Annotated in this window: 17 protein-coding genes and 1 pseudogene; 15 read left to right on the top strand and 3 right to left on the bottom strand. The window is 61.1% G+C overall.

Features of this window, described 5'->3' with window-relative positions:
* Positions 1-264 precede the first annotated feature (264 nt).
* The 14 genes from VCA57_RS04500 to VCA57_RS04565 all read left to right on the top strand — a co-directional run bounded on the left by VCA57_RS04500 (position 265) and on the right by VCA57_RS04565 (position 15,685).
* Positions 265-1,107, top strand: coding sequence for a sugar phosphate isomerase/epimerase family protein (locus VCA57_RS04500; protein ID WP_411183766.1), 843 nt, complete (start codon positions 265-267; stop codon positions 1,105-1,107).
* Positions 1,108-1,115: 8 nt separating this feature from the next.
* A complete protein-coding gene (locus VCA57_RS04505; protein WP_411183767.1) occupies positions 1,116-2,156 on the top strand; it encodes an isopenicillin N synthase family dioxygenase in 1,041 nt (346 codons plus the stop codon).
* Between the two features lie 42 nt (positions 2,157-2,198).
* Entirely contained in the window at positions 2,199-3,008 is an 810-nt protein-coding gene (locus VCA57_RS04510; RefSeq protein ID WP_411183768.1) for an ABC transporter substrate-binding protein, read from the top strand.
* Between the two features lie 188 nt (positions 3,009-3,196).
* Positions 3,197-4,711 (top strand): amino acid ABC transporter permease/ATP-binding protein, encoded by a 1,515-nt coding sequence (locus tag VCA57_RS04515; RefSeq protein ID WP_411183769.1) that lies wholly within the window; start codon positions 3,197-3,199, stop codon positions 4,709-4,711.
* Positions 4,708-5,430, top strand: a complete 723-nt coding sequence (locus VCA57_RS04520; protein WP_411183770.1) for a class II aldolase/adducin family protein — start codon at positions 4,708-4,710, stop codon at positions 5,428-5,430. Before VCA57_RS04515 ends, VCA57_RS04520 begins: the two co-directional genes overlap by 4 nt.
* 131 nt (positions 5,431-5,561) lie before the next feature.
* Positions 5,562-6,521 (top strand): agmatinase, encoded by a 960-nt coding sequence (gene speB / locus VCA57_RS04525; RefSeq protein WP_411183771.1) that lies wholly within the window; start codon positions 5,562-5,564, stop codon positions 6,519-6,521.
* A gap of 87 nt (positions 6,522-6,608) precedes the next feature.
* Positions 6,609-8,210: a 5-guanidino-2-oxopentanoate decarboxylase gene (locus VCA57_RS04530; RefSeq protein ID WP_411183772.1), complete on the top strand. Its 1,602-nt coding sequence runs from the start codon at positions 6,609-6,611 to the stop codon at positions 8,208-8,210.
* 40 nt (positions 8,211-8,250) lie between these two features.
* On the top strand, positions 8,251-8,688 hold the full coding sequence (locus VCA57_RS04535) for a YybH family protein (protein WP_411183773.1): 438 nt from the start codon (positions 8,251-8,253) through the stop codon (positions 8,686-8,688).
* 86 nt (positions 8,689-8,774) lie between these two features.
* On the top strand, positions 8,775-10,115 hold the full coding sequence (locus VCA57_RS04540) for a purine-cytosine permease family protein (RefSeq protein WP_411183774.1): 1,341 nt from the start codon (positions 8,775-8,777) through the stop codon (positions 10,113-10,115).
* A 49-nt stretch (positions 10,116-10,164) separates the two neighbouring features.
* Positions 10,165-10,899, top strand: coding sequence for an MBL fold metallo-hydrolase (locus VCA57_RS04545; RefSeq protein ID WP_411183775.1), 735 nt, complete (start codon positions 10,165-10,167; stop codon positions 10,897-10,899).
* A 221-nt stretch (positions 10,900-11,120) separates the two neighbouring features.
* Positions 11,121-12,194 carry an FAD-dependent oxidoreductase gene (locus VCA57_RS04550; RefSeq protein WP_411183776.1) on the top strand — a complete coding sequence of 358 codons (1,074 nt, stop codon included), beginning with the start codon at positions 11,121-11,123 and terminating at the stop codon, positions 12,192-12,194.
* 403 nt (positions 12,195-12,597) lie between these two features.
* Positions 12,598-14,079: a methyl-accepting chemotaxis protein gene (locus tag VCA57_RS04555; RefSeq protein ID WP_411183819.1), complete on the top strand. Its 1,482-nt coding sequence runs from the start codon at positions 12,598-12,600 to the stop codon at positions 14,077-14,079.
* Positions 14,080-14,259: 180 nt separating this feature from the next.
* Entirely contained in the window at positions 14,260-14,943 is a 684-nt protein-coding gene (locus tag VCA57_RS04560) for a type 1 glutamine amidotransferase domain-containing protein (RefSeq protein ID WP_411183777.1), read from the top strand.
* 85 nt (positions 14,944-15,028) lie between these two features.
* A complete protein-coding gene (locus VCA57_RS04565) occupies positions 15,029-15,685 on the top strand; it encodes a cupin domain-containing protein (protein WP_411183778.1) in 657 nt (218 codons plus the stop codon).
* A 56-nt stretch (positions 15,686-15,741) separates the two neighbouring features.
* On the opposite strand, the gene VCA57_RS04570 is transcribed toward VCA57_RS04565, so the two are convergent.
* The gene (locus VCA57_RS04570) at positions 15,742-16,974 is read right to left on the bottom strand and encodes an NADH:flavin oxidoreductase/NADH oxidase family protein (RefSeq protein WP_411183779.1); all 1,233 of its coding nucleotides are present in this window, start codon (positions 16,972-16,974) and stop codon (positions 15,742-15,744) included.
* A 76-nt stretch (positions 16,975-17,050) separates the two neighbouring features.
* Here VCA57_RS04570 and VCA57_RS04575 point away from each other — a divergent pair, with 76 nt between their 5' ends.
* Positions 17,051-17,467 (top strand): MerR family transcriptional regulator, encoded by a 417-nt coding sequence (locus tag VCA57_RS04575; protein WP_411183780.1) that lies wholly within the window; start codon positions 17,051-17,053, stop codon positions 17,465-17,467.
* Between the two features lie 69 nt (positions 17,468-17,536).
* On the opposite strand, the gene VCA57_RS04580 is transcribed toward VCA57_RS04575, so the two are convergent.
* Both VCA57_RS04580 and VCA57_RS04585 read right to left on the bottom strand, forming a co-directional pair.
* Positions 17,537-18,082 carry a methyl-accepting chemotaxis protein gene (locus VCA57_RS04580; protein ID WP_411183820.1) on the bottom strand — a complete coding sequence of 182 codons (546 nt, stop codon included), beginning with the start codon at positions 18,080-18,082 and terminating at the stop codon, positions 17,537-17,539.
* Positions 18,077-18,853: pseudogene (locus tag VCA57_RS04585) on the bottom strand (PAS domain-containing protein); the annotation flags it as partial. The gene VCA57_RS04580 and the pseudogene VCA57_RS04585, both read right to left, overlap by 6 nt.
* Between the last annotated feature and the right edge of the window lie 205 nt (positions 18,854-19,058).

The following is a 19,058-nucleotide window of genomic DNA, read 5'->3' on the forward strand; positions in this document are numbered from 1 at the left end:
AGTACGGCGAGGTAACCAGGTGCATCTGCCTGGCTGCGGCAACGAAGTTTAGCGAGGTGCGCGGCACTGCGCACAAGAGCTGGCGCTGAAAGTTCAGGAAACTCTGAACTAAGTATTTGGCCTACGCCGATTGATCCAACGTGCGAGTGCAGCCAACAATCCAACCCATAATAACCAGACACCGGCCTTGCCGGCTGTCATCGAACGACATGTAAACGTTCCCTTATTCATCTGCCGCAGACCTTATCCTCAACAGGAACGGCCATGCGACTCGAACTCTTTCGTAGCCTGTGGGGCTATCACGGAACCTGGCAACAAGCGCTCGACGAGCTGCTTAGCGCCGGTTTTGATGGTCTTGAGGCACGCGTACCGGAAACCGCAGCCCAGCGGCTAATCAATGCCCGTCTACTGCGCGAGCAACACGTCCCTTACATCGCCACGCTGTTCACCTCCACCCCGGTTCTGCCCTTACAGAGCGCCGGAATCGACGAACACCTGCAGGACCTGGCCCACAAACTTGACTGGGCGGCAGAGCTGGCGCCGCGCCGGGTCAATATTCTCGCGGGCAATGACCGCTGGCCGATGGCTGAACAGGTCGAATTCTTCGGCCGCGCCCTGGAACTAGGCAAAGCCAGCGGCCTGCAGTGCTGCTTTGAGATCCATCGTGGCCGCTCACTGTACAGCCCCTGGGTCACCCTGGAGCTGATTCGTCACCTGCCTGAACTGCGCTTCACCAGTGATATCAGCCACTGGGTGGTGACCTGCGAACGCCTGCTCGATGACCCGGCCGACGACCTGAGTAGCTTTATTGAGCGGGTCGAGCATATCCAGGCCCGCGTCGGCTACGACCAAGGCCCACAGGTGCCGCATCCCGGCGCAGCGGAATACGCCGAGCATTTGGCGTTTCACCAACGCCACTGGGAAAGCATCTGGCACAGCCAGGAGCGTCGTGGCCACACCAGCACCAGCATGACCCCCGAGTTCGGCCCAGATGGCTATCTGCATCACCTGCCCTTTACCAACATGCCGGTGGCCGACCTGTGGCAACTGAACCAGTGGATGGCCGCCTGCGAGCGCCAGCACTTCCATCGTTTTTCCAGCCGCTGAGAGCGTCGATGAATACAACCAGCAAACACTTCACGGCAATTCCCGTGGTCGACATCGCCGGCCTGTTCAGCGTCGACCCGGCAGAGCGCCAGGCCGTGGCTGAGCAACTGGGCCGCGCGGCACGCGAGGTAGGCTTTCTCTATATCAGCGGCCACGGCATCGAGCAGGCACTAATCGACGGCCTGCATAACGCAGCCGAAGCCTATTTCGCTCAGCCGCTGAACGCCAAGATGGACCATTACATTGGCACCTCGGCAAGCCACAAGGGTTTCGTGCCCGAGGGTGAAGAGCGCTACAGCGAGGGCAAGCCGGATCACAAGGAAGCCTTCGACATCGGTTTTGAAGTACCCGCGAATAACCCGCTGGTACTGGCCGGTACGCCACTACTTGGGCCGAATAACTGGCCGCCACTGGCGGGCTTCAAAGAGGCCGTACAGGCCTACTATGCAAGCGTTTTCCAGCTTGGCCGCACGCTGTTCCGTGGCTTCGCCCTGGCGCTTGGCGTGCCCGAGAATACGTTCGACGACATGGCTAATTTCCCACCGTCGAAACTGCGTCTGATCCATTACCCCTTCGATGGCGCAGCCCAGGACGCGCCTGGCATCGGCGCCCACACCGACTACGAGTGCTTCACCATTCTGCTCGCCGACCGGCCGGGGCTGGAGGTGATGAACGACCTCGGCCAGTGGATCGATGCGCCACCGCGCGAAGGCAGCTTCGTCGTCAACATCGGCGACATGCTCGAAGTGATGAGCGCCGGCAGTTTTGTCGCCACGGCGCACCGGGTGCGCAAGGTCAGCGCCGAGCGCTATTCCTTCCCATTCTTCTATGCCTGCGACTACCACACGCAGATCCGCCCACTGCCGCAGTTCGAGGCAGCCGGCCAGGCTTACGAGGCCATCAGCATCGGCGAGCACATGTGGAGCCAAGCGCTGCAGACCTACCAGTACCTGAAAAAGCGCGTCGAGGACGGCCAGTTGCAGTTGTCCGACCGCGCCCGCCGGCCTTCCAGCTTCGGCCACCTGAAAAACCAAGCCAACACGCTTTGACCTTCGACTGCCAACACAAAACCTGACCCGGAGATAACCACAATGGCAATTCGTACCCCGCTGCACCGTACCGCCCTAGCCGCCTGCACCCTGGCGGGCCTGCTGCAACTCGGCACCGCTGTGGCCGCCGACGCCCCGAAAACCCTCGCCAGCGGCGAGCTGAAAGTGGGCATGGAGATTTCCTACCCGCCCTTTGAATACTACGAAGGCGAGAAGGTGATGGGCTTCGACCCGGAGGTATCTACCGCCCTGGCCAAGCAACTGGGGCTGACCGCCAGCTTCAGCGACACGCGCTTCCCCAACCTGATTCTGGGTCTGGACGCTAACCGCTTCGACACCATCATTTCCGGCATGTACATCCTGCCCGAGCGCTTGGAGAAAGCCGACGCCATCCCCTACGCCAAAACGGGCGCAGCGATCATGGTGCGTGCCGATGCTGAGAAAAAACCAGCCACGCCTGAGGAGCTGTGCGGCTTGACCGTTGGCCTGCAGCAAGGCACCTCGTGGATTCCGGCGCTGGAAAAAGTCTCCGAGGGTTACTGCAAAGAGCACGGCGCTGGTGCCATCACCATCAACCAATACCCGACCACCGCCGAGACCTCCCAGGCCCTGCTTTCGGGCCACATCCAGGCCCACCTGGAAATCGACGCCGCCTCGCTGCTGATTGTTGAGAAAGCGCGCGGACGCATTGCCATCAGCTCCAAGGGCTCGATCTATCCGCAAGTTCTGGGCATCTACGTGAAGAAGGGCAATAGCCAATTGCTTGATGCCCTGAAGGCCGCACTGGAGCAATTCAAGGCCAGTGGCGAATACGCCAAGCTGCTGAAGAAATACAACTTAGAAGAAGCCTAAGCCCACGTGGGAGGCACTTTAGTGGCGAACCGTAGCGGCTACGACTGCATGGATGCAGTTGATAGCGCGGCAGGATGCCCGCGCCGAAAGCCCCTCCAACGACCGCTGCTGTGTCATGCCCTATCACCCCGCAAGCCAGCTTTTACCTTGGCTAACCGCCTATCTGGCTTGCGTCACAGGTGCCCTATATGTCGTTCGAGTGGAACTACTTTTTCTCCCTGTTTTCTCTGCCAGCCTTCTGGTCAGCCTGCTGGACGGTGGTCAAGCTCAGCACCCTGGCCTGGTTGATCGGCTTGCTGCTCGGCTTCGGCCTGGCCAGCGCCAAGCAGGCGACTAATCGCTGGGTCAGCACGCCTGCCGCTGTCTACGTCTGGTTCTTTCGCAGCGTGCCGCTGTTGGTACTGCTGATCTTTGTCTACAACCTGCCGCAACTGCTGCCCGCCAGTGGCGCGCTGCTGTCCAATCCGTTCTTCGCCGGCCTGCTCGCCCTGGTGCTGACCGAGGCGGCCTACATGGCGGAAATCCACCGAGGCGGCCTGCTTTCGGTGGCCAAAGGGCAGCGTGAAGCCGCGCGTGCGCTGGGCATAAGCACGCTGGGAACACAACGGTTGATCGTGGTGCCGCAGGCGTTTCGCATCGCCCTGCCAACCCTGACCAACGAGTACGTGACCATCGTCAAGCTGACGTCACTGGTTTCGGTGATCTCGCTCAGCGAGCTGCTACTGGTTGGCCAGCGCCTTTATGCACAAAACTTCCTGGTGCTGGAAACCCTCGGGGCGGTGGCGGTGTACTACGTGCTGATCGTCAGCCTGTTCGGCTGGGGCTTGCAGTACCTCGAACGCTCCCTGGACCTGAGCCGGCGCAAACCCAACGCCCTCAATGATGACCTGCTCGCCAGCCTGCGTAGCCAGCTGCCCAGCGCCCAGACCGCGCCCAGCTACACCAGCCGCCCTGGCACCCCGGATGCCTTGCGCCTGCGCTCTATCCATAAAGCCTATGGCAGCCATGAGGTGCTCAAGGGCGTCGACCTGGCCGTACGCCCCGGCGAGGTGATCTCCATCATCGGCCCATCCGGCTCCGGCAAGACCTCGCTGATCCGCACCGTCAATGGCCTGGAGCGGATCGACCAGGGCGAGATTGTGCTGTTCGGCGAAACCTTCATCCAGGCCGGCGACCACCCCGACAACCGCCGCCAGCGCCAAGGCGTGCGGCGCATCGGCATGGTGTTCCAGAGCTTCAACCTGTTTCCGCACCGCACCATTGTCGATAACGTGCTGCTCGCCCCGCGCTATCACCGCCTGGCCGACGCCGCGACCCTGCGCAATGAAGCGTTGGCCCTACTCGACAAGGTCGGCCTGCTGGCCCATGCCGACAAGTACCCGCACCAATTATCCGGCGGCCAGCAGCAACGCGTGGCCATCGCCCGTGCGCTGGCGATGAAGCCGGACATCATGTTGTTCGACGAACCCACCTCGGCCCTCGACCCGGAGCTGGTCGGCGACGTGCTTGCGGTGATCCGCGACCTGGCTCGCGAAGGCATGACCATGCTGATCGTCACCCATGAGATGGACTTCGCCTTGTCGATTTCCGACCGCGTGCTGTTTATGGAGGACGGTCACGTCCAGCTCGACGCCTCGCCCGAGGATATCCGCAGCGGCGACCACCAACGCGTGCGCCGGTTTATCGGCCTGGAGAGCGCATGAACAACATCGCCACCCTGCGCCGCGACCTCGCGGCGGCTTATCGCCTGGCCGCGCTGTTCGGCTGGGACGACACCCTTTACACCCACTTCTCCGTGCGCCTGCCGGGTGACGGCGCACCGCGTTTTCTGATCAACCCGTTCGGCCTGTTCTTCGAGGAGATCCGCGCCAGCGACCTGATCGTGGTGGACATGCACGGGCAGGTGGTCGAGGGCCACGCCGACTACAACGTCGCCGGGTTCACCGTCCACAGCGCGGTACACATGGCCCGCGAGGACGCCCACTGCGTAATCCACACCCACACCCTGGCCGGCATGGCGGTGGCCGCGCAGGACGCGGGGCTGCTGCAACTCAACCAGATCAGCACCGAATTTCACGACCGGCTTGGCTACCACGCTTACGAAGGCGTGGCGTTGGACCTGGACGAACGCGCGCGTATCCAAGCCTCACTAGGTGACAACATCGCCCTGCTGCTGCGCCACCACGGCCTGCTCAGCGTCGGTGCCAGCGTCGCCGATGCCTTCTATGTCATGTACTACCTGAACCGCGCCTGCGAGATCCAGCTCGCCGCCACCGGCGGTGGCCAGGCCTGCAGCGAAATTCCCGCGCACCTGTCTCGGCATGCCTGCGAGCAGTTACAGGGCAGCGAATGGCAACGCCAGCTGCTGTGGCAGGCCTGGCTGCGCAAACTGGATCGCCTGGACCCAACGTACCGTGACTGAAATACCCGTAGCACGGGGCCTAGACCTTAAGTTCAGGCAATCCTGAACTAAGTTTTTGCCCCTGCCGATTTTTCCCAATCCCCGCGTGGCCAAGAATCTGGTCACAACCACAACGAGCCTGAGGCCCTGTCATGGACAAGATTCTGCACCAACCCCTGGGCGGCAACGAGATGCCGCGCTTTGGCGGCATCGCCACCATGATGCGCCTGCCGCATATCCAGAAGCCCGAAGAGAAACGTGAGCTGGACGTCGGCTTCGTCGGCGTGCCGCTGGATATCGGCACCTCGCTGCGCTCCGGCACCCGCTTCGGCCCTCGCGAGATCCGTGCCCAGTCGGTGATGATCCGCCCTTACAACATGGCCACCGGTGCCGCGCCGTTTGACTCGCTGAATATCGCCGACATCGGTGACGTGCCGATCAACACCTTCAACATGGCCGAGGCCATCCGCATCATCGAGGAGGCCTACGACGAGATTCTCGACCTGGGCATCATCCCCTTGACCCTGGGCGGTGATCACACCATCACCCTGCCGATTCTGCGGGCCATCAAGAAGAAGCACGGCAAAGTCGGGCTGGTGCATATCGACGCCCACGCCGACGTCAACGACCATATGTTCGGCGAGAAGATTGCCCACGGCACCACCTTCCGCCGCGCCGTCGAGGAAGACCTGCTCGATTGCGACCGCGTGGTGCAAATCGGCCTGCGCGCCCAGGGCTACACCGCCGAGGACTTCAACTGGAGCCGCAAGCAGGGCTTTCGCGTGGTTCAGGCAGAAGAGTGCTGGCACAAATCCCTGGCTCCGCTGATGGAAGAAGTGCGCGCCAAGGTCGGCGGCGGTCCGGTGTACCTGAGTTTCGATATCGACGGTATCGACCCGGCCTGGGCACCTGGCACCGGCACCCCGGAAATTGGCGGCCTGACCACCATCCAGGCGATAGAGATCATTCGTGGTTGCCAGGGCCTGCAACTGATTGGCGGCGACCTGGTAGAGGTCTCGCCACCCTACGACACCACCGGCAATACCTCCTTGCTGGGCGCCAACCTGCTCTACGAAATGCTCTGCGTACTGCCGGGTGTTCAGCAGCGCTGATGGCGCCCTGAATTGTCGGCTGAATAGTTTTTAGGTGATAGGCGCAGGCGTGAGCCGCGCCTGCACAACGGCAGAGGATTAGATGACATGACCACCTGCGGCGAATTTCTCGTCAAACAGCTCGAAGCCTGGGGCGTCGATAAGGTGTTCGGCATTCCCGGCGTACATACCGTCGAGCTCTATCGCGGCTTGCCCACCAGCGGCATTCGCCACATCACCCCGCGCCACGAACAGGGTGCAGGGTTTATGGCCGACGGTTATGCCCGCGTCAGCGGTAAACCTGGAGTGTGCTTTATCATCACCGGCCCTGGCATGACCAATATCCTCACGGCGATGGGCCAGGCTTACGCCGACTCGATCCCGATGCTGGTGATCTCCAGCGTCAACGAACGCGAGCGCCTAGGCCTGGGCAAAGGCTATCTGCACGAACTGCCGAACCAGCGCGCGATGACCGCTGGTGTCAGCGCCTTCAGCCACACCCTGATGAGCGTCGAAGAGCTGCCTGCAGTTCTGGCCCGTGCCTTCGCCGTATTCGAAGGTGAGCGCCCGCGCCCGGTGCATATCGAGCTGCCGCTGGACATCATCACTGCCGACGCCAGCCATATGTGCGTACAGGTAAAACCGAACATTCAGCGTCCCGCCCCCAATCGCACGCTGATCCGCGAAGCCGCGACCCTGCTGAAAAACGCCAATCGGCCGCTACTGTTACTCGGCGGTGGCTGCGTCACCGCACAGGCAGAAGCGCGCGCCTTGGCCGCCGCGCTGGATACGCCCACCGCGCTGACCATCAATGCCAAAGGGCTGCTGCCGCCTGAACACCCGCTGCTGCTGGGCAGTAACCAGTCGCTGGTGCCCGTACGCCAACTAGCGCTGGAAGCCGACGTAGTATTGGCGATCGGTACTGAGCTGGGCGAAACCGACTACGACGTGGTGTTCGACGGCAATTTCAAGCTGGGCGGTGCACTGATCCGCATTGATATCGACGCCCAACAGTTGCAACGCAATTTCGCTCCAACCCTGGCCATTCAGGGCGATGCGCGCCTGGCGATGCGCATGCTGCTGGCCGAATTCAACCCCGCCGAGCTGCGCGAGAACAGCCCCGGTGCTTTACGTACCGCTGCGGTGCAGGCGCAGCTAAGCGAAGACTTCAGCGGTTGGGCACATTACCGCCAGCTGTTCGACACCATCCTTGAGGTATTGCCCGAGGCCCGCTTTGTCGGCGACTCAACCCAAACCGTTTACAGCGGCAACCACCTGGTTGAGCTGGACGGCGCACGGCGCTGGTTCAACGCGTCCACTGGCTACGGCACCCTCGGCTACGGCCTGCCGGCAGCCATCGGCGCCAAGCTGGCTGAGCCGACGAGACCGGTGATCAGCCTGATGGGCGATGGCGGTATGCAGTTCACCCTGCCGGAACTCGCCAGCGCCGTGGAAGCCGGGGTCGGCATCATCGTGCTGCTGTGGAACAACGCTGGCTACGGCGAGATCAAGCGCTATATGCAGCGCCGTGATATCGAGCCCATTGCCGTTGATATCTACACCCCGGACCTGCTGGCCATCGCTCGTGGCTTTGGCTGCGCCGCCGAACGCGCCCGCGATCACGCCCACCTGAGCGAACTGTTGCGCGGCGCGCCGAGCGACCGTCCGCTGATTATCGAAGTGCTGGAGCAAGCGCCGTTCCATCCCTGAACGGGCTGGAAAAACACTCATCACCCCAACAGAGGCCGTCATGCTCACTAACGCTAGCCCAGTCGTACCTACACCCGCGCCATGCGACGACCAGCAAGAGGTATTGCAGGCCGCCGCCGCGCTGGTCACCGCCTTTGCCAGCAACGACAGCGCGGCGTATTTCGCGGCGTTCAGCGAGGACGCCAGCTTTGTCTTCCATAGCTGCGCCACGGTCTTGCCTGACCTCGACGCCTATCGCCGGCTCTGGGCCACTTGGCAGGCCGAAGGCTTTGTCGTGTTGGCCTGCAGCTCCAGCAAGCCGCTGCTGAGCCTGCAGGGCGACTGCGCAATTTTTATTCATGAAGTCAGCACCCACCTGCGTATCGCCGGCAGCGAACTGCACAGCCAGGAGCGCGAAACCATTGTCTTTCGCCGGCAGCCCGACAGCCGTCGCTGGCTGGCCTGCCACGAACACCTATCGCTGATGCCCACTGGCTAAGACCGACGCGCACAGCCTGAAACACTTGCCGTAACTGCCACGCAGCCACTTAACCAATAAGCACAACAATCAGGGGAGTAACCCGCGTGTTCAAGAACCTAATCCGCTACTTCGGTCAGGACGGCCTTGCGCCCACTGACCAAGCCCATCGCAGCCTCGGCCTGAGCGGCACCACCGCGCTCTGGCTGGGTGCCAACGTGGTCGTCACCACCATCCTCACCGGCATGCTGCTGGTGCCCGACCTGCCGTTTATGCAGGCCATGTTGATCGTCCTGCTCGGCTCGGCCATCGGCATTCTGCCGTTGGTTCTGGTGGGGCTTATGGGCCAGCGCACCGGCCTGACTACCATGGTCCTGGCGCGCGGCAGCTATGGCCCGCAGGGCGCGAAACTACCCTCGCTGGTCAATCTGCTGACCCTGCTGGCCTGGAGCTGGATTCAGGCGCTGCTGGCTGGCATGAGCCTGAACTTTGCCATCGAGCACATCACCGGCTATTCCAACCTGCCGCTGTTCACCATCCTCTGCGAAGCGCTGGTGCTGATGATCGCTTTGCGCGGCCATCTGGGCATCGAGCGGGTCGAACGTTGGGCCGCCATTGGCATGTTGCTGCTGGCCGGCGCGGTGTTCTATGTAATGGGGCAGAAGTTCGAGTTCAGCAGCCTGTTGAGCATGCCGGTGGAGCCACGTAACGGCATCACCCCTGGCGTCGCCTTCGACATCGTTATCGCCACCGCGTTTTCCTGGATTCCCCTGGCCGCCGACTACAATCGCAACTGCCGCACTCAGGGCGTAGCCGCCGTCGGTACCTGGGTCGGTTATGTCGCTGCAACCCTGTTGGCTATGGGCCTGGGTGCCACGGTGTCAGGCTTCTCGGTACTCGGTGGCATGGAGCAAACCTACGACCCGGCCGTGCTGCTGGCCGGTTTCGGCTTCGGCTTGCCGGCGGCGATCGTGGTGTTCCTCTCGGTGATGACCACCAACGTGATGTGCGTGTACAGCGCCTCGCTGTCGTACCTCAACATCAGCCCCAAGACTGCATTCTGGAAGCCGGCACTGGTGATTGGTGTGCTGTCGATTCTGGGTTCACAGATCCCCGGCATCCTCGATAACTTCCAGAACTTCCTGCTGGTCATCGGCAGCGTATTTATCCCAGCCTTCGCCGTGCTGATCGCTGATTACTACTTGATCCACAAAGGCCAGTACAACGTCGCCGACCTGATGAGCGAAGACGGTGGCCGCTATCGCTATATCAGCGGCTGCAATCCCGCTGCTTTTGCTGCCTATGGCGTGGGTGCTGTGCTGGCCTATTACTGGGGCTGGGTCGCGCCACTGGACTTCGGTGCCTCGCTGCCGGTGTTTCTGATCACCGCCGCCAGCTATGCCATCCTGCGTCGCTGGGTATTGGTGCCTAAGGCGCAGCTGGCCTAGGTTGAAAAAGCGTGGCGGGGTTGACCCGCCACAGTGTTGAGGGCCAGGTATGAAAATCGTTACACGCGACCAATGGTTTGAGGTCCGCCGCCTGGATGATGGCGTACAGCTGATTCACGAGCCCTATGTGCGGCCCTTTTACCGCTGCAATATGTGGCATATCCAAGGCCGCGAGCGCGATGTACTGATCGACTCCGGCTCCGGCCTGGTCAGCCTGCGCGAGCAGTTGCCCTGGCTCACTGAGAAGCCCTTGCTGGCGGTCGCCAGCCATTGCCACTTCGACCATATCGCCGGCCACCATGAATTTCCCGAGCGCCTGGTACACCCAGCCGAAGCCGATATTCTCGCCAAACCGGACGGTGCCAACACCCTGGCGACGGATTTTGTCGGCGACGAGATGTTCGAGGCGCACCCGGACTGCCCACTGTGCTACGCCGAGTATCGCGTGCGGGCGGCCCCGGCCAGCCGCCTGATTGAGGAAGGCGATGTATTGGACCTGGGCAACCGGGTGCTGCAGGTGTTGCACACACCGGGCCACTCACCGGGCGGCATCAGCCTGTGGGAGGCGCAAACGCAGACGCTCTTTTCCGGTGACATACTCTACGACGGTCCGCTGATCGAAGACGCCTACCACTCCAATCTGGACGACTACGCCCGCAGCCTGGCACGTCTGCGCGAGTTGCCGGTGCGCGCTGTGCATGGCGGTCACTTTGCCAGTTTTTCCGGCGAGCGCATGCGGCAACTGATTGATACCTGGTTTGCTGCCCACCCGAGCCTGGCCTAGCCCTGCGTTTTTAGGCGATGCATGACCGCACAACTGTTTATTGATGGTGCCTAGCCGCGCGCCAGCAGCGTCACCTGCCTAACCGTGTTCAACCCCAGTCACGACGTGAGAGATCCGACCAACCCGGCAACCGCATAAAAAACCGCCACGCCGGGCGACAGCCGCGCCCCGAAGTCTTTACCATACGGGCACTGTTGCAGCGCAATCCATGGAAGCCTGGCGTGACTCATCACTATGACCTGCTATTGATCGGTGCCGGCCACGCCCACCTCGGGGTGCTGCGGCGCTGGGCATTGGTCGAACGGCCGCCGGGGCGTATTGCCCTGCTCAGTGCCGGTCCGGTGGCCTGGTATTCCGGCATGCTGCCGGGGCTGTTGGCCGGACGGCACCAGGCAGACGATTGCCAGATCGAATTGCAGACATTGTGCCGCGCAGCCAAAGTCGAACTGATCATCAGCCCGGTAGAGAGCCTGTCCGCCGCCCAGCAGCAAGTGCAGCTGATTGATGGCCGCACTTTCAATGCCAGCTGGTTGTCGCTGAATGTCGGTGCTCAGATCAGCGTGCCGCAACAGCAGGGTGACGCCATGCAGGTACTGGCCGTTAAACCCTTCGCCGAGTTTCTCGATGGCTGGCAGCAGTGGCAAAACACGCCGCAGCCCATGGCGATTCTCGGTGGCGGCGCGGCCGGGGTCGAACTGGCGCTAGCCCTAACGGGGAAAGTCCCGCAACTGACCCTATTTAGCGCCGGCCATCTGCTCGATGGGCTGTCTGCTGGCTTGCGCTTACGTGCCCTTGGTCATTTACGCCGGCGTGGTGTGTGGGTACGCGAAGACTGCCCAATCAGCCGTATTGCGGACGACTGCCTGATCAGTGGTGACGAACCAGTCTGGCGCGGACAGCGCCTGTTACTGGCCAGCGGTGCCAAGGCGTTTGCCTGGCCAGCGCACGGCGGTTTGGGCTGCGATGAACAGGGCTTTGTATTAATTGCGCCAACACTGCAGAGCTACACCCACCCAACTATTTTTGCCGTGGGCGACTGTGCCAGCTTGCCCGGTGCCCGCCGCAGTGGCGTCTATGCGGTGCGCCAAGGTTCGGTGCTGGCAGCCAACCTAAGTGCTGTGCTGCGCGGGTTACCGCTCAAGCGCTACCGGCCACAACGACAGAGCCTGGCCCTGCTCGCCACCGGCGACGGCGGAGCCTTGCTGGACTGGCACGGACACAGCGCTGGCGGCCAGTTTTACGGACGCTGGAAAGACTTTCTCGATAGAGGCTTTATCCAGCGCCATCGCCTGTAACGGCCATTTAGTCCATGGTTGTACTGTGACCAGCAGGCTTAAACAGACGCTTTGGGATGATCTCACCTGCGACCAAAGTGCCATGGTCTACAGTAGCCATGAGTGCTCGAATCAATCCCTCAGGTAAGGTTGGCTACAGGGAGCGACACTCGCTATGGTCTACAGATCCGCCGCTAGCAGCCGATGGCCTAAGCAGACAGATACAACTGCACGCACGTACGCTCCAGCAGGCATGGCCCGAGCACTTTCTGGCGGTGCGCTACAGGCAGTTTCTGGTGAGAGTCCGAGCAGAATAAAAATAATGAGGTTTTTCATGCGTTCTGCATTTATTTCCTACCCCAAGGCATGCCTATTACATGCCAGCGGGCTGGCTGGGTTGATGCTGGCCTATCAGCAGCTGCAGATGCCCTGGTTTATCAGCATTCCGTCGTTCCTCCTACTGGCCTTGTGGCCTTGGCTGGGGCCTTGGCAACGCCAGCATGAAGAAGCCTCCGTGCATACCGAGGCCGCAAGCGCATCATTCAACGGCCTCAGCCAAAATTTATCGCGACAAACCTGCCACAACGCCTTGGCTGCCGCTGAGGTGGCCCATGCAGCCGGGCAACTGGCGGGCAGGCTGCAATCGCAGTTGGCCGCCACCGAGCAGATCGACCAAGCGGCCGAGGCCATCACCCATACCGAGCAGGACAACGCCCAGCGCGCTGAGCAAACCCTCTTGGCCGCGCAAAACGTGCGGCAGAACAGCAACAGCGGCCAGCAAGAACTGCGTGAAGCCATCGAGGCCATGCAGCACCTAAGCGCACAGACGGCCACCAGCCGCGAGCTGATTGATGGCCTGAGCAGCCGTACGGAGCAGATCGAAAAAGTTACTCAGGTGATCCAGTCGATTGCCAGCCAAACCAACCTGCTGGCCCTTAATGCCGCCATTGAAGCAGCCCGCGCCGGTGAGCTCGGCCGGGGCTTTGCTGTGGTCGCCGATGAGGTGCGCAACCTGGCCGGGCGCACCAGCAGCGCCACCGAGGAAGTCGGGCAGATCGTCAGCGATATCCGCCAACAGAGCACCGCAGTGGTCAGCCATATGCAACAACAGGCCGAGCAGCTGACGAAGGCGGCGGCGCAGGTCGAGCACACCGGCGAGCAATTGCAGGGCATCGCCAGTTTGGCCGAAGAGGTCGAAAGCCAGGTCGGGCAGATCGACAGCGGTACTCGGCAAAACCACGAGCGCCTGGCCGAACTGTCAGTAGCGGTTGGTCAGCTGCGCAGTGATGTCGGCGACAGCGAAGGCCAGACCCGCCAGCTCAGCAGTGCGGCCGAACGCTTGGTCGGCCAGGCGGAGAGCATCAGCGAACAACTCGCTGAAGTTGGCCTGGACGACTATCACCAGCGCATCTATAACCTCGCGCGCGACGCTGCCGGGCAAATTAGCGCACAGTTCGAAAACGACCTGAAGGCTGGCCGAATCAACGCTAGCGACCTGTTCGACCGCCACTACCAGCCGATTGCCGGCAGCTTCCCGGCCAAGTACCAAACCCGTTTCGACAGTTATGCCGATCAGGTTCTACCGAGCATTCAGGAACCACTGCTAAGCCAGCATGAGGGCATGGTGTTCGCCATCGCCTGCACCGCAGAAGGCTATGTGCCGACCCACAACAATGCCTTCAATCATCCGCCTACCGGTGACCGCGCCGTGGACACCCTCAAGAGCCGCAGCAAGCGCCTGTTCAACGACCGCACCGGCATCCGTTGTGGCAGCCATAAGAAGGCCCTGTTGCTGCAAACCTATATGCGTGACACCGGCGAGCTGATGCACGACCTGTCGGTGCCAATCATGGTTCAGGGCCGCCATTGGGGTGGTTTGCGTCTGGGCTACAAGCCAGAGCCCTAAACGTCTCATCCAAGGCACAGGCAAGGCTTGTACACGCGTTGCCGTGCCCAACCGACCCTACTCTGGCACTGACGGAGTGCGCGGACGGGATAACCAGAAATATCTTTTGAATTATCGGACCGTGCTGAAGCTCTTAAGCTGTACGCCATTTATGGGCCATCCGCCCTCAAGGAGCACGCGATGAAGATTCTGCTGGTACTGACCTCTCACGACCAACTGGGCGACACCGGGCTCAAGACCGGTTTCTGGCTGGAAGAATTCGCCTCGCCCTATTACGTATTCAAAGATGCCGGTGCACAACTGACCCTGGCCTCGCCCAAGGGCGGCCAGCCACCGCTCGACCCGAAAAGCGACGCCGACGACGCGCAAACACCCGCCACCGAGCGCTTCAAGGCAGACACGGCAGCGCAGCAGGCGCTGGCCAACACCCTGCCCTTAAGCCAGGTAAAGGCCGAGGATTTCGACGCGGTGTTCTACCCAGGTGGCCATGGCCCGCTATGGGATTTGGCTGAGGACCGTACCTCCATTGCCCTGATCGAACACTTCCAGGCGCAAAACAAGCCAGTGGCGGCGGTGTGCCACGCGCCAGGGGTGCTGCGCCATGTGAAAGCAGCCAACGGCAAACCGCTGGTTAGCGGCAAAAAAGTTACCGGGTTTAGCAACAGCGAAGAAGCTGCAGTGCAGCTCACCGAAGTGGTGCCCTTCCTGGTGCAAGACATGCTCATCGCCAACGGTGGCCATTACAGCAGCAGCAACGACTGGCACAGCCACGTAGCGGTCGACGGCCTGCTGATCACCGGGCAGAATCCGGGCTCCTCGGATGCCACCGCCGAAGCGCTAATCAAGCTGCTAAAAAGCCACTAAGCGCTAATCTGGCTGGCATACACGCTTTAACTCGGCTATCACCGAACCCACGTAAGTTAAACGCCAGCCAGAGATCACTGCGAACATGCAACTCAACGCCGACTTCCGCCAACGCGCACTGGTCCGCCCGAACGATAGCCCTTGGGTCGCATCGCCTATGCTCGGCGTGGAGCGGCGCATGCTCGACCGGGTCGGAGAGGAAGTGGCGCGGGCGACCTCCATCGTGCGCTATGCCGCTGGTTCTCACTTCAGCGCGCATCAGCACCCGGGTGGCGAGGAATTTCTGGTGCTGGAAGGAGTGTTCTCCGACGAGCGTAGCGATTACCCGGCCGGCACCTATGTGCGTAACCCGATTGGCAGCCAACACGCGCCGTTCAGCCGCGATGGCTGCACGATCTTCGTAAAACTCATGCAGTTTGCTGCAGCAGATGATCAGCACGTCGTCGTCGACAGCAACCGCGCCGAGTGGCGACAAGGCTTGGTTGCGGGTCTGCAGGTGTTGCCGCTGCATCAGCATGGCACCGAGCATGTGGCGCTGGTCCGTTGGGCGCCGGGTACCTATTTCAACGCGCACCGGCATTGGGGTGGCGAAGAGATTCTGGTGCTCGAAGGCACCTTTCAAGATGAGCTCGGTGACTACCCCGCCGGCAGCTGGCTACGCAGCCCGCACCTGTCGCAGCACACCCCGTTCAGTGAACAGGGCTGCCTGATCTGGGTAAAAACCGGGCACCTGGCAAATTAGGGTCTGTTACCGTTTCATCGCGAGCCGCGTGGCCGCGACTGAAACGGCAACAGACCCTATCCAAGGCTGGCCATCAAGCGTTTGTAGAGTCGCGTACGCCGCGCGGTTTTCAGTTGCTCCACTATTAAAGCGCGCAACGGTGAGACCTGGGCATTGGTGCGTTTACCTCGGCTGAGCTGGCGCAGTTGGAACTTCACAGCAGCCATATACGCCAACGAAGCAAACACCTTGCTCTTCCAGCGAATCGGCGGCAGTTCAGCGCGGGCCTCGCGTTGCCCTGCCTGCCACTGCTTGGGCAATGCCGGCTCAATGGCTAACGCCGTGCCGATACCGGCCATGGCGACGCCGCTGGCCAAGACCTGCTCAACCACCGGCAAACGGCGAATACCGCCCGTGACCATGATCGGCATCTTCGCCACGGCAGCTATCTCGCCGGCAAACTCCAGAAAGTACGCCTCACGTGCCAACGTCCGGCCATCACGCGAATCACCCTGCATAGCCGGTGCTTCGTAGCTGCCACCGGACAACTCAACCATGTCCACTGCCAGCTCATTGAGTAGTTGCACCACCTGCTTGGCATCAGCCTCTGCAAAGCCGCCACGCTGGAAGTCCGCCGAGTTGAGTTTGACCGCAACGCTGAAGCCCGGCGTAACGCTCGCGCGCACAGCCTTGAGCACCTCCAGCAATAACCGCGCGCGGTTTTCCAGTGAGCCACCCCAACTGTCCGTACGCTTATTGCTCAACGGCGAAAGAAACTGGCTGAGCAAATAACCGTGCGCCGCGTGAATCTGCACACCATTAAAGCCGGCTTGCTCGGCCAACTGCGCACTGCGCGCGAAGCGCTGGATCAACGCATGAATTTGCGCCTCATCGAGCGCCTTGGGCAGCGGGAACATCTTCGACAGGCCACCTAATTCCAGCGCAACCGCAGAGGGCGCGACAGTCTGTTGGCCGAGGTTGGCCTGCATTTGCCGCCCCGGGTGATTGAGCTGCATCCAGATCTGCGCACCTCTGCTTCGGCCGATGCGCGCCCACTCGCGGAATTTATCCAGCTGCCGCTCATCCTCCAGCACCACGCCACCAGGCCCCGTCATGGCATGACGGTCGACCATCACATTGCCCGTCAGCAGCAAACCTGTACCGCCTTCAGCCCAGGCCTGATAAAGCCGCAGCAGCTCAGCAGACGGCCCTAGGCTCGCGTCGGCCATGTTTTCTTCCATCGCCGCCTTAGCAATACGATTAGGGATAACGCTGCCGTTGGGCAATTGCAGGGCTTCGAACGCGCTCATGGAGAACTCCGGGATGGTCAATGCCGCAAGCCTAAGGTTAAAGTCGGCTTTAAGGTCAAGACCCGGAATGAAGAACATGAAGATTGGTGAACTGGCTACACGCACTGGACTCGCCGCCTCGCGCATCCGTTTCTACGAAGCCAGCGGGCTGATCAATGCCCAGCGCCAGGCCAACGGTTATCGCCACTATCCAGAGCAAGCGGTGCAGATTCTGGGCATCATCAGCTGCGCCCAGCAGGCCGGGTTCAGCCTGGACGAGATCCGCCGCCTGCTGCCGCAAGCGGACTCACAGGGCTTGGCTCATGATGAACTAGTGATCAGCTTGCGGCGCAAGATCGGCGAAATTGAGCTTATGCAGCAGCGCCTGGCACAGAACAAGGCACAGTTGCTGACCATCATCGCCACCATCGAAAGCAAGCCAGAGGGCATGGCCTGCGCCAAACACGCTGAGCGCGTGCTGGCTAATATGCTCGACGCTCAACCCCAGCAATAGGTCGCACACTACCGCCTCTGCCGAGACAACAGTTACCGGATGGGGAAATGCTGTGGCTTACCCTGTGCCTTAGCTTTTCAGCTGGCTGGCGAACTGCCCGACGGCATCGACCACCCGCTGCGCGCCATCCTGAATTTCGACGATGACCGAGCCAGCCTCATTGGCCAGGCTCAAGCCTTGCTCAGCCTGCACGCGGCTACTGGCCATACTTTCTACAGCAGCCTGGGCCAGAGCCTGGTTCTTTTGCACCACTTCGACAATTTCTTTTGCTGCCTGGCTGGTGCGGGCGGCCAGGCTACGGACCTCGTCGGCTACCACAGCAAAACCACGGCCTTGCTCACCGGCGCGGGCGGCTTCAATGGCCGCATTGAGGGCCAGCAGGTTGGTTTGGTCAGCAATGCCGCTAATGGTTTTGATGATTGTACTGATCAGCTGCGACTGCTTATCCAACGCCTCGATGCCTTCCGACGCTTCCTGCACCTGATGGGTAATCCTGCGCATCACCTCTACCGTCTGGCTAACCACTGCGGTGCCTTTCTGCGCCGTCGCGTCGGTTTGTTGTGAGGTGCTGTAGGCAATCGTTGCAGCCTCGGCGACAGCCTCTTCCTGCTTCACCTGATCGGTGATTGGCGTGGCGAATTTGACCACTTTGTACAAGTTGCCATACGCATCGTAGACAGGATTATAAGAGGCCTCCAACCAGACCGCGCGACCGGCGCTGTCGAGACGCTTGAAGCGATCAGCAATGTACTCGCCGCGATTAAGCTTGGCCCAGAAATCACGATACGCCGGGGAGTTGTACTCTTCCGGCTCACAGAAGGTGCGGTGATGCTTACCTTTGATCTGTTCCAGACGATAACCCATGGTGTCGAGAAAGCGCTGATTGGCCGTCAACACCTCACCCTGAAGATCGAACTCGATAACCGCAGTCGAACGGATTAGGGCGTTGATCAACCCCTCATGCTCTTTAGACGTTTCAATGGTACGGGTCAGATTGGAGGAGTTAACGGTAAATCCCAGAAGTTGCTTTCGGCTGTTATACAACGGCTGCCAGATAGAGCGCAGCCAGGCTGCTTTGCCATTAGCGCTAAGTAACCGAAACGCCCCTGTTAAGTGCTTGCCCTGCTCCAGAGCCTGTATCAGCAACGCGTAATTGGGCTCCTTTCTAAACGAATCAGGGAGCAGACTTCTAACATCACGGCCAATCAGGTCTTCGCGGCGGTAGCCCATTTCACTAAGAAAGTTTTCGTTCACGTCAGTAATCTGACCTTTGGGGTCGAGGTCCAACACCAACATTTCTTCGCAGAGCGACTCTTTGATCTGCCGAGTACGTGCGTACACTTCACGCAACGCTTCCAGTTCTTGTTTCAGCTGTTTACCAAACATGTGACCACCATGAGGGTGCAGTTTCTTGTTCTTGCATCTTCGGCTGATCGGCGACTTTCTAAATGACCAGCAGAAAAAATAGCAAGGCGTTACGTCCTGTAGCGTGCGGAGCAACTGCTGCGGTTCAAGATGGGACGTGTACAACTGCGTCACTCCTCTGCGCGGCTGCCTTGAAGTAAAGCCGCAGAACGGCACAAAAACGAAC

Origin of the sequence: Pseudomonas sp., from assembly GCF_046581935.1 — a bacterium.
In the GTDB taxonomy this organism is placed as follows: domain Bacteria; phylum Pseudomonadota; class Gammaproteobacteria; order Pseudomonadales; family Pseudomonadaceae; genus Aquipseudomonas.

What these genes read in the sequence shown, in the direction of transcription:
- VCA57_RS04545 (WP_411183775.1), top strand. Translation starts at nt 10,165, where the DNA reads ATGAAAATCGTTACACGCGACCAATGGTTTGAGGTCCGCCGCCTGGAT.
- VCA57_RS04510 (WP_411183768.1), top strand. Translation starts at nt 2,199, where the DNA reads ATGGCAATTCGTACCCCGCTGCACCGTACCGCCCTAGCCGCCTGCACC.
- speB (WP_411183771.1), top strand. Translation starts at nt 5,562, where the DNA reads ATGGACAAGATTCTGCACCAACCCCTGGGCGGCAACGAGATGCCGCGC.
- VCA57_RS04535 (WP_411183773.1), top strand. Translation starts at nt 8,251, where the DNA reads ATGCTCACTAACGCTAGCCCAGTCGTACCTACACCCGCGCCATGCGAC.
- VCA57_RS04565 (WP_411183778.1), top strand. Translation starts at nt 15,029, where the DNA reads ATGCAACTCAACGCCGACTTCCGCCAACGCGCACTGGTCCGCCCGAAC.
- VCA57_RS04530 (WP_411183772.1), top strand. Translation starts at nt 6,609, where the DNA reads ATGACCACCTGCGGCGAATTTCTCGTCAAACAGCTCGAAGCCTGGGGC.
- VCA57_RS04555 (WP_411183819.1), top strand. Translation starts at nt 12,598, where the DNA reads ATGCCCTGGTTTATCAGCATTCCGTCGTTCCTCCTACTGGCCTTGTGG.
- VCA57_RS04515 (WP_411183769.1), top strand. Translation starts at nt 3,197, where the DNA reads ATGTCGTTCGAGTGGAACTACTTTTTCTCCCTGTTTTCTCTGCCAGCC.
- VCA57_RS04560 (WP_411183777.1), top strand. Translation starts at nt 14,260, where the DNA reads ATGAAGATTCTGCTGGTACTGACCTCTCACGACCAACTGGGCGACACC.
- VCA57_RS04500 (WP_411183766.1), top strand. Translation starts at nt 265, where the DNA reads ATGCGACTCGAACTCTTTCGTAGCCTGTGGGGCTATCACGGAACCTGG.
- VCA57_RS04505 (WP_411183767.1), top strand. Translation starts at nt 1,116, where the DNA reads ATGAATACAACCAGCAAACACTTCACGGCAATTCCCGTGGTCGACATC.
- VCA57_RS04570 (WP_411183779.1), bottom strand. Translation starts at nt 16,974, where the DNA reads ATGAGCGCGTTCGAAGCCCTGCAATTGCCCAACGGCAGCGTTATCCCT.
- VCA57_RS04575 (WP_411183780.1), top strand. Translation starts at nt 17,051, where the DNA reads ATGAAGATTGGTGAACTGGCTACACGCACTGGACTCGCCGCCTCGCGC.
- VCA57_RS04520 (WP_411183770.1), top strand. Translation starts at nt 4,708, where the DNA reads ATGAACAACATCGCCACCCTGCGCCGCGACCTCGCGGCGGCTTATCGC.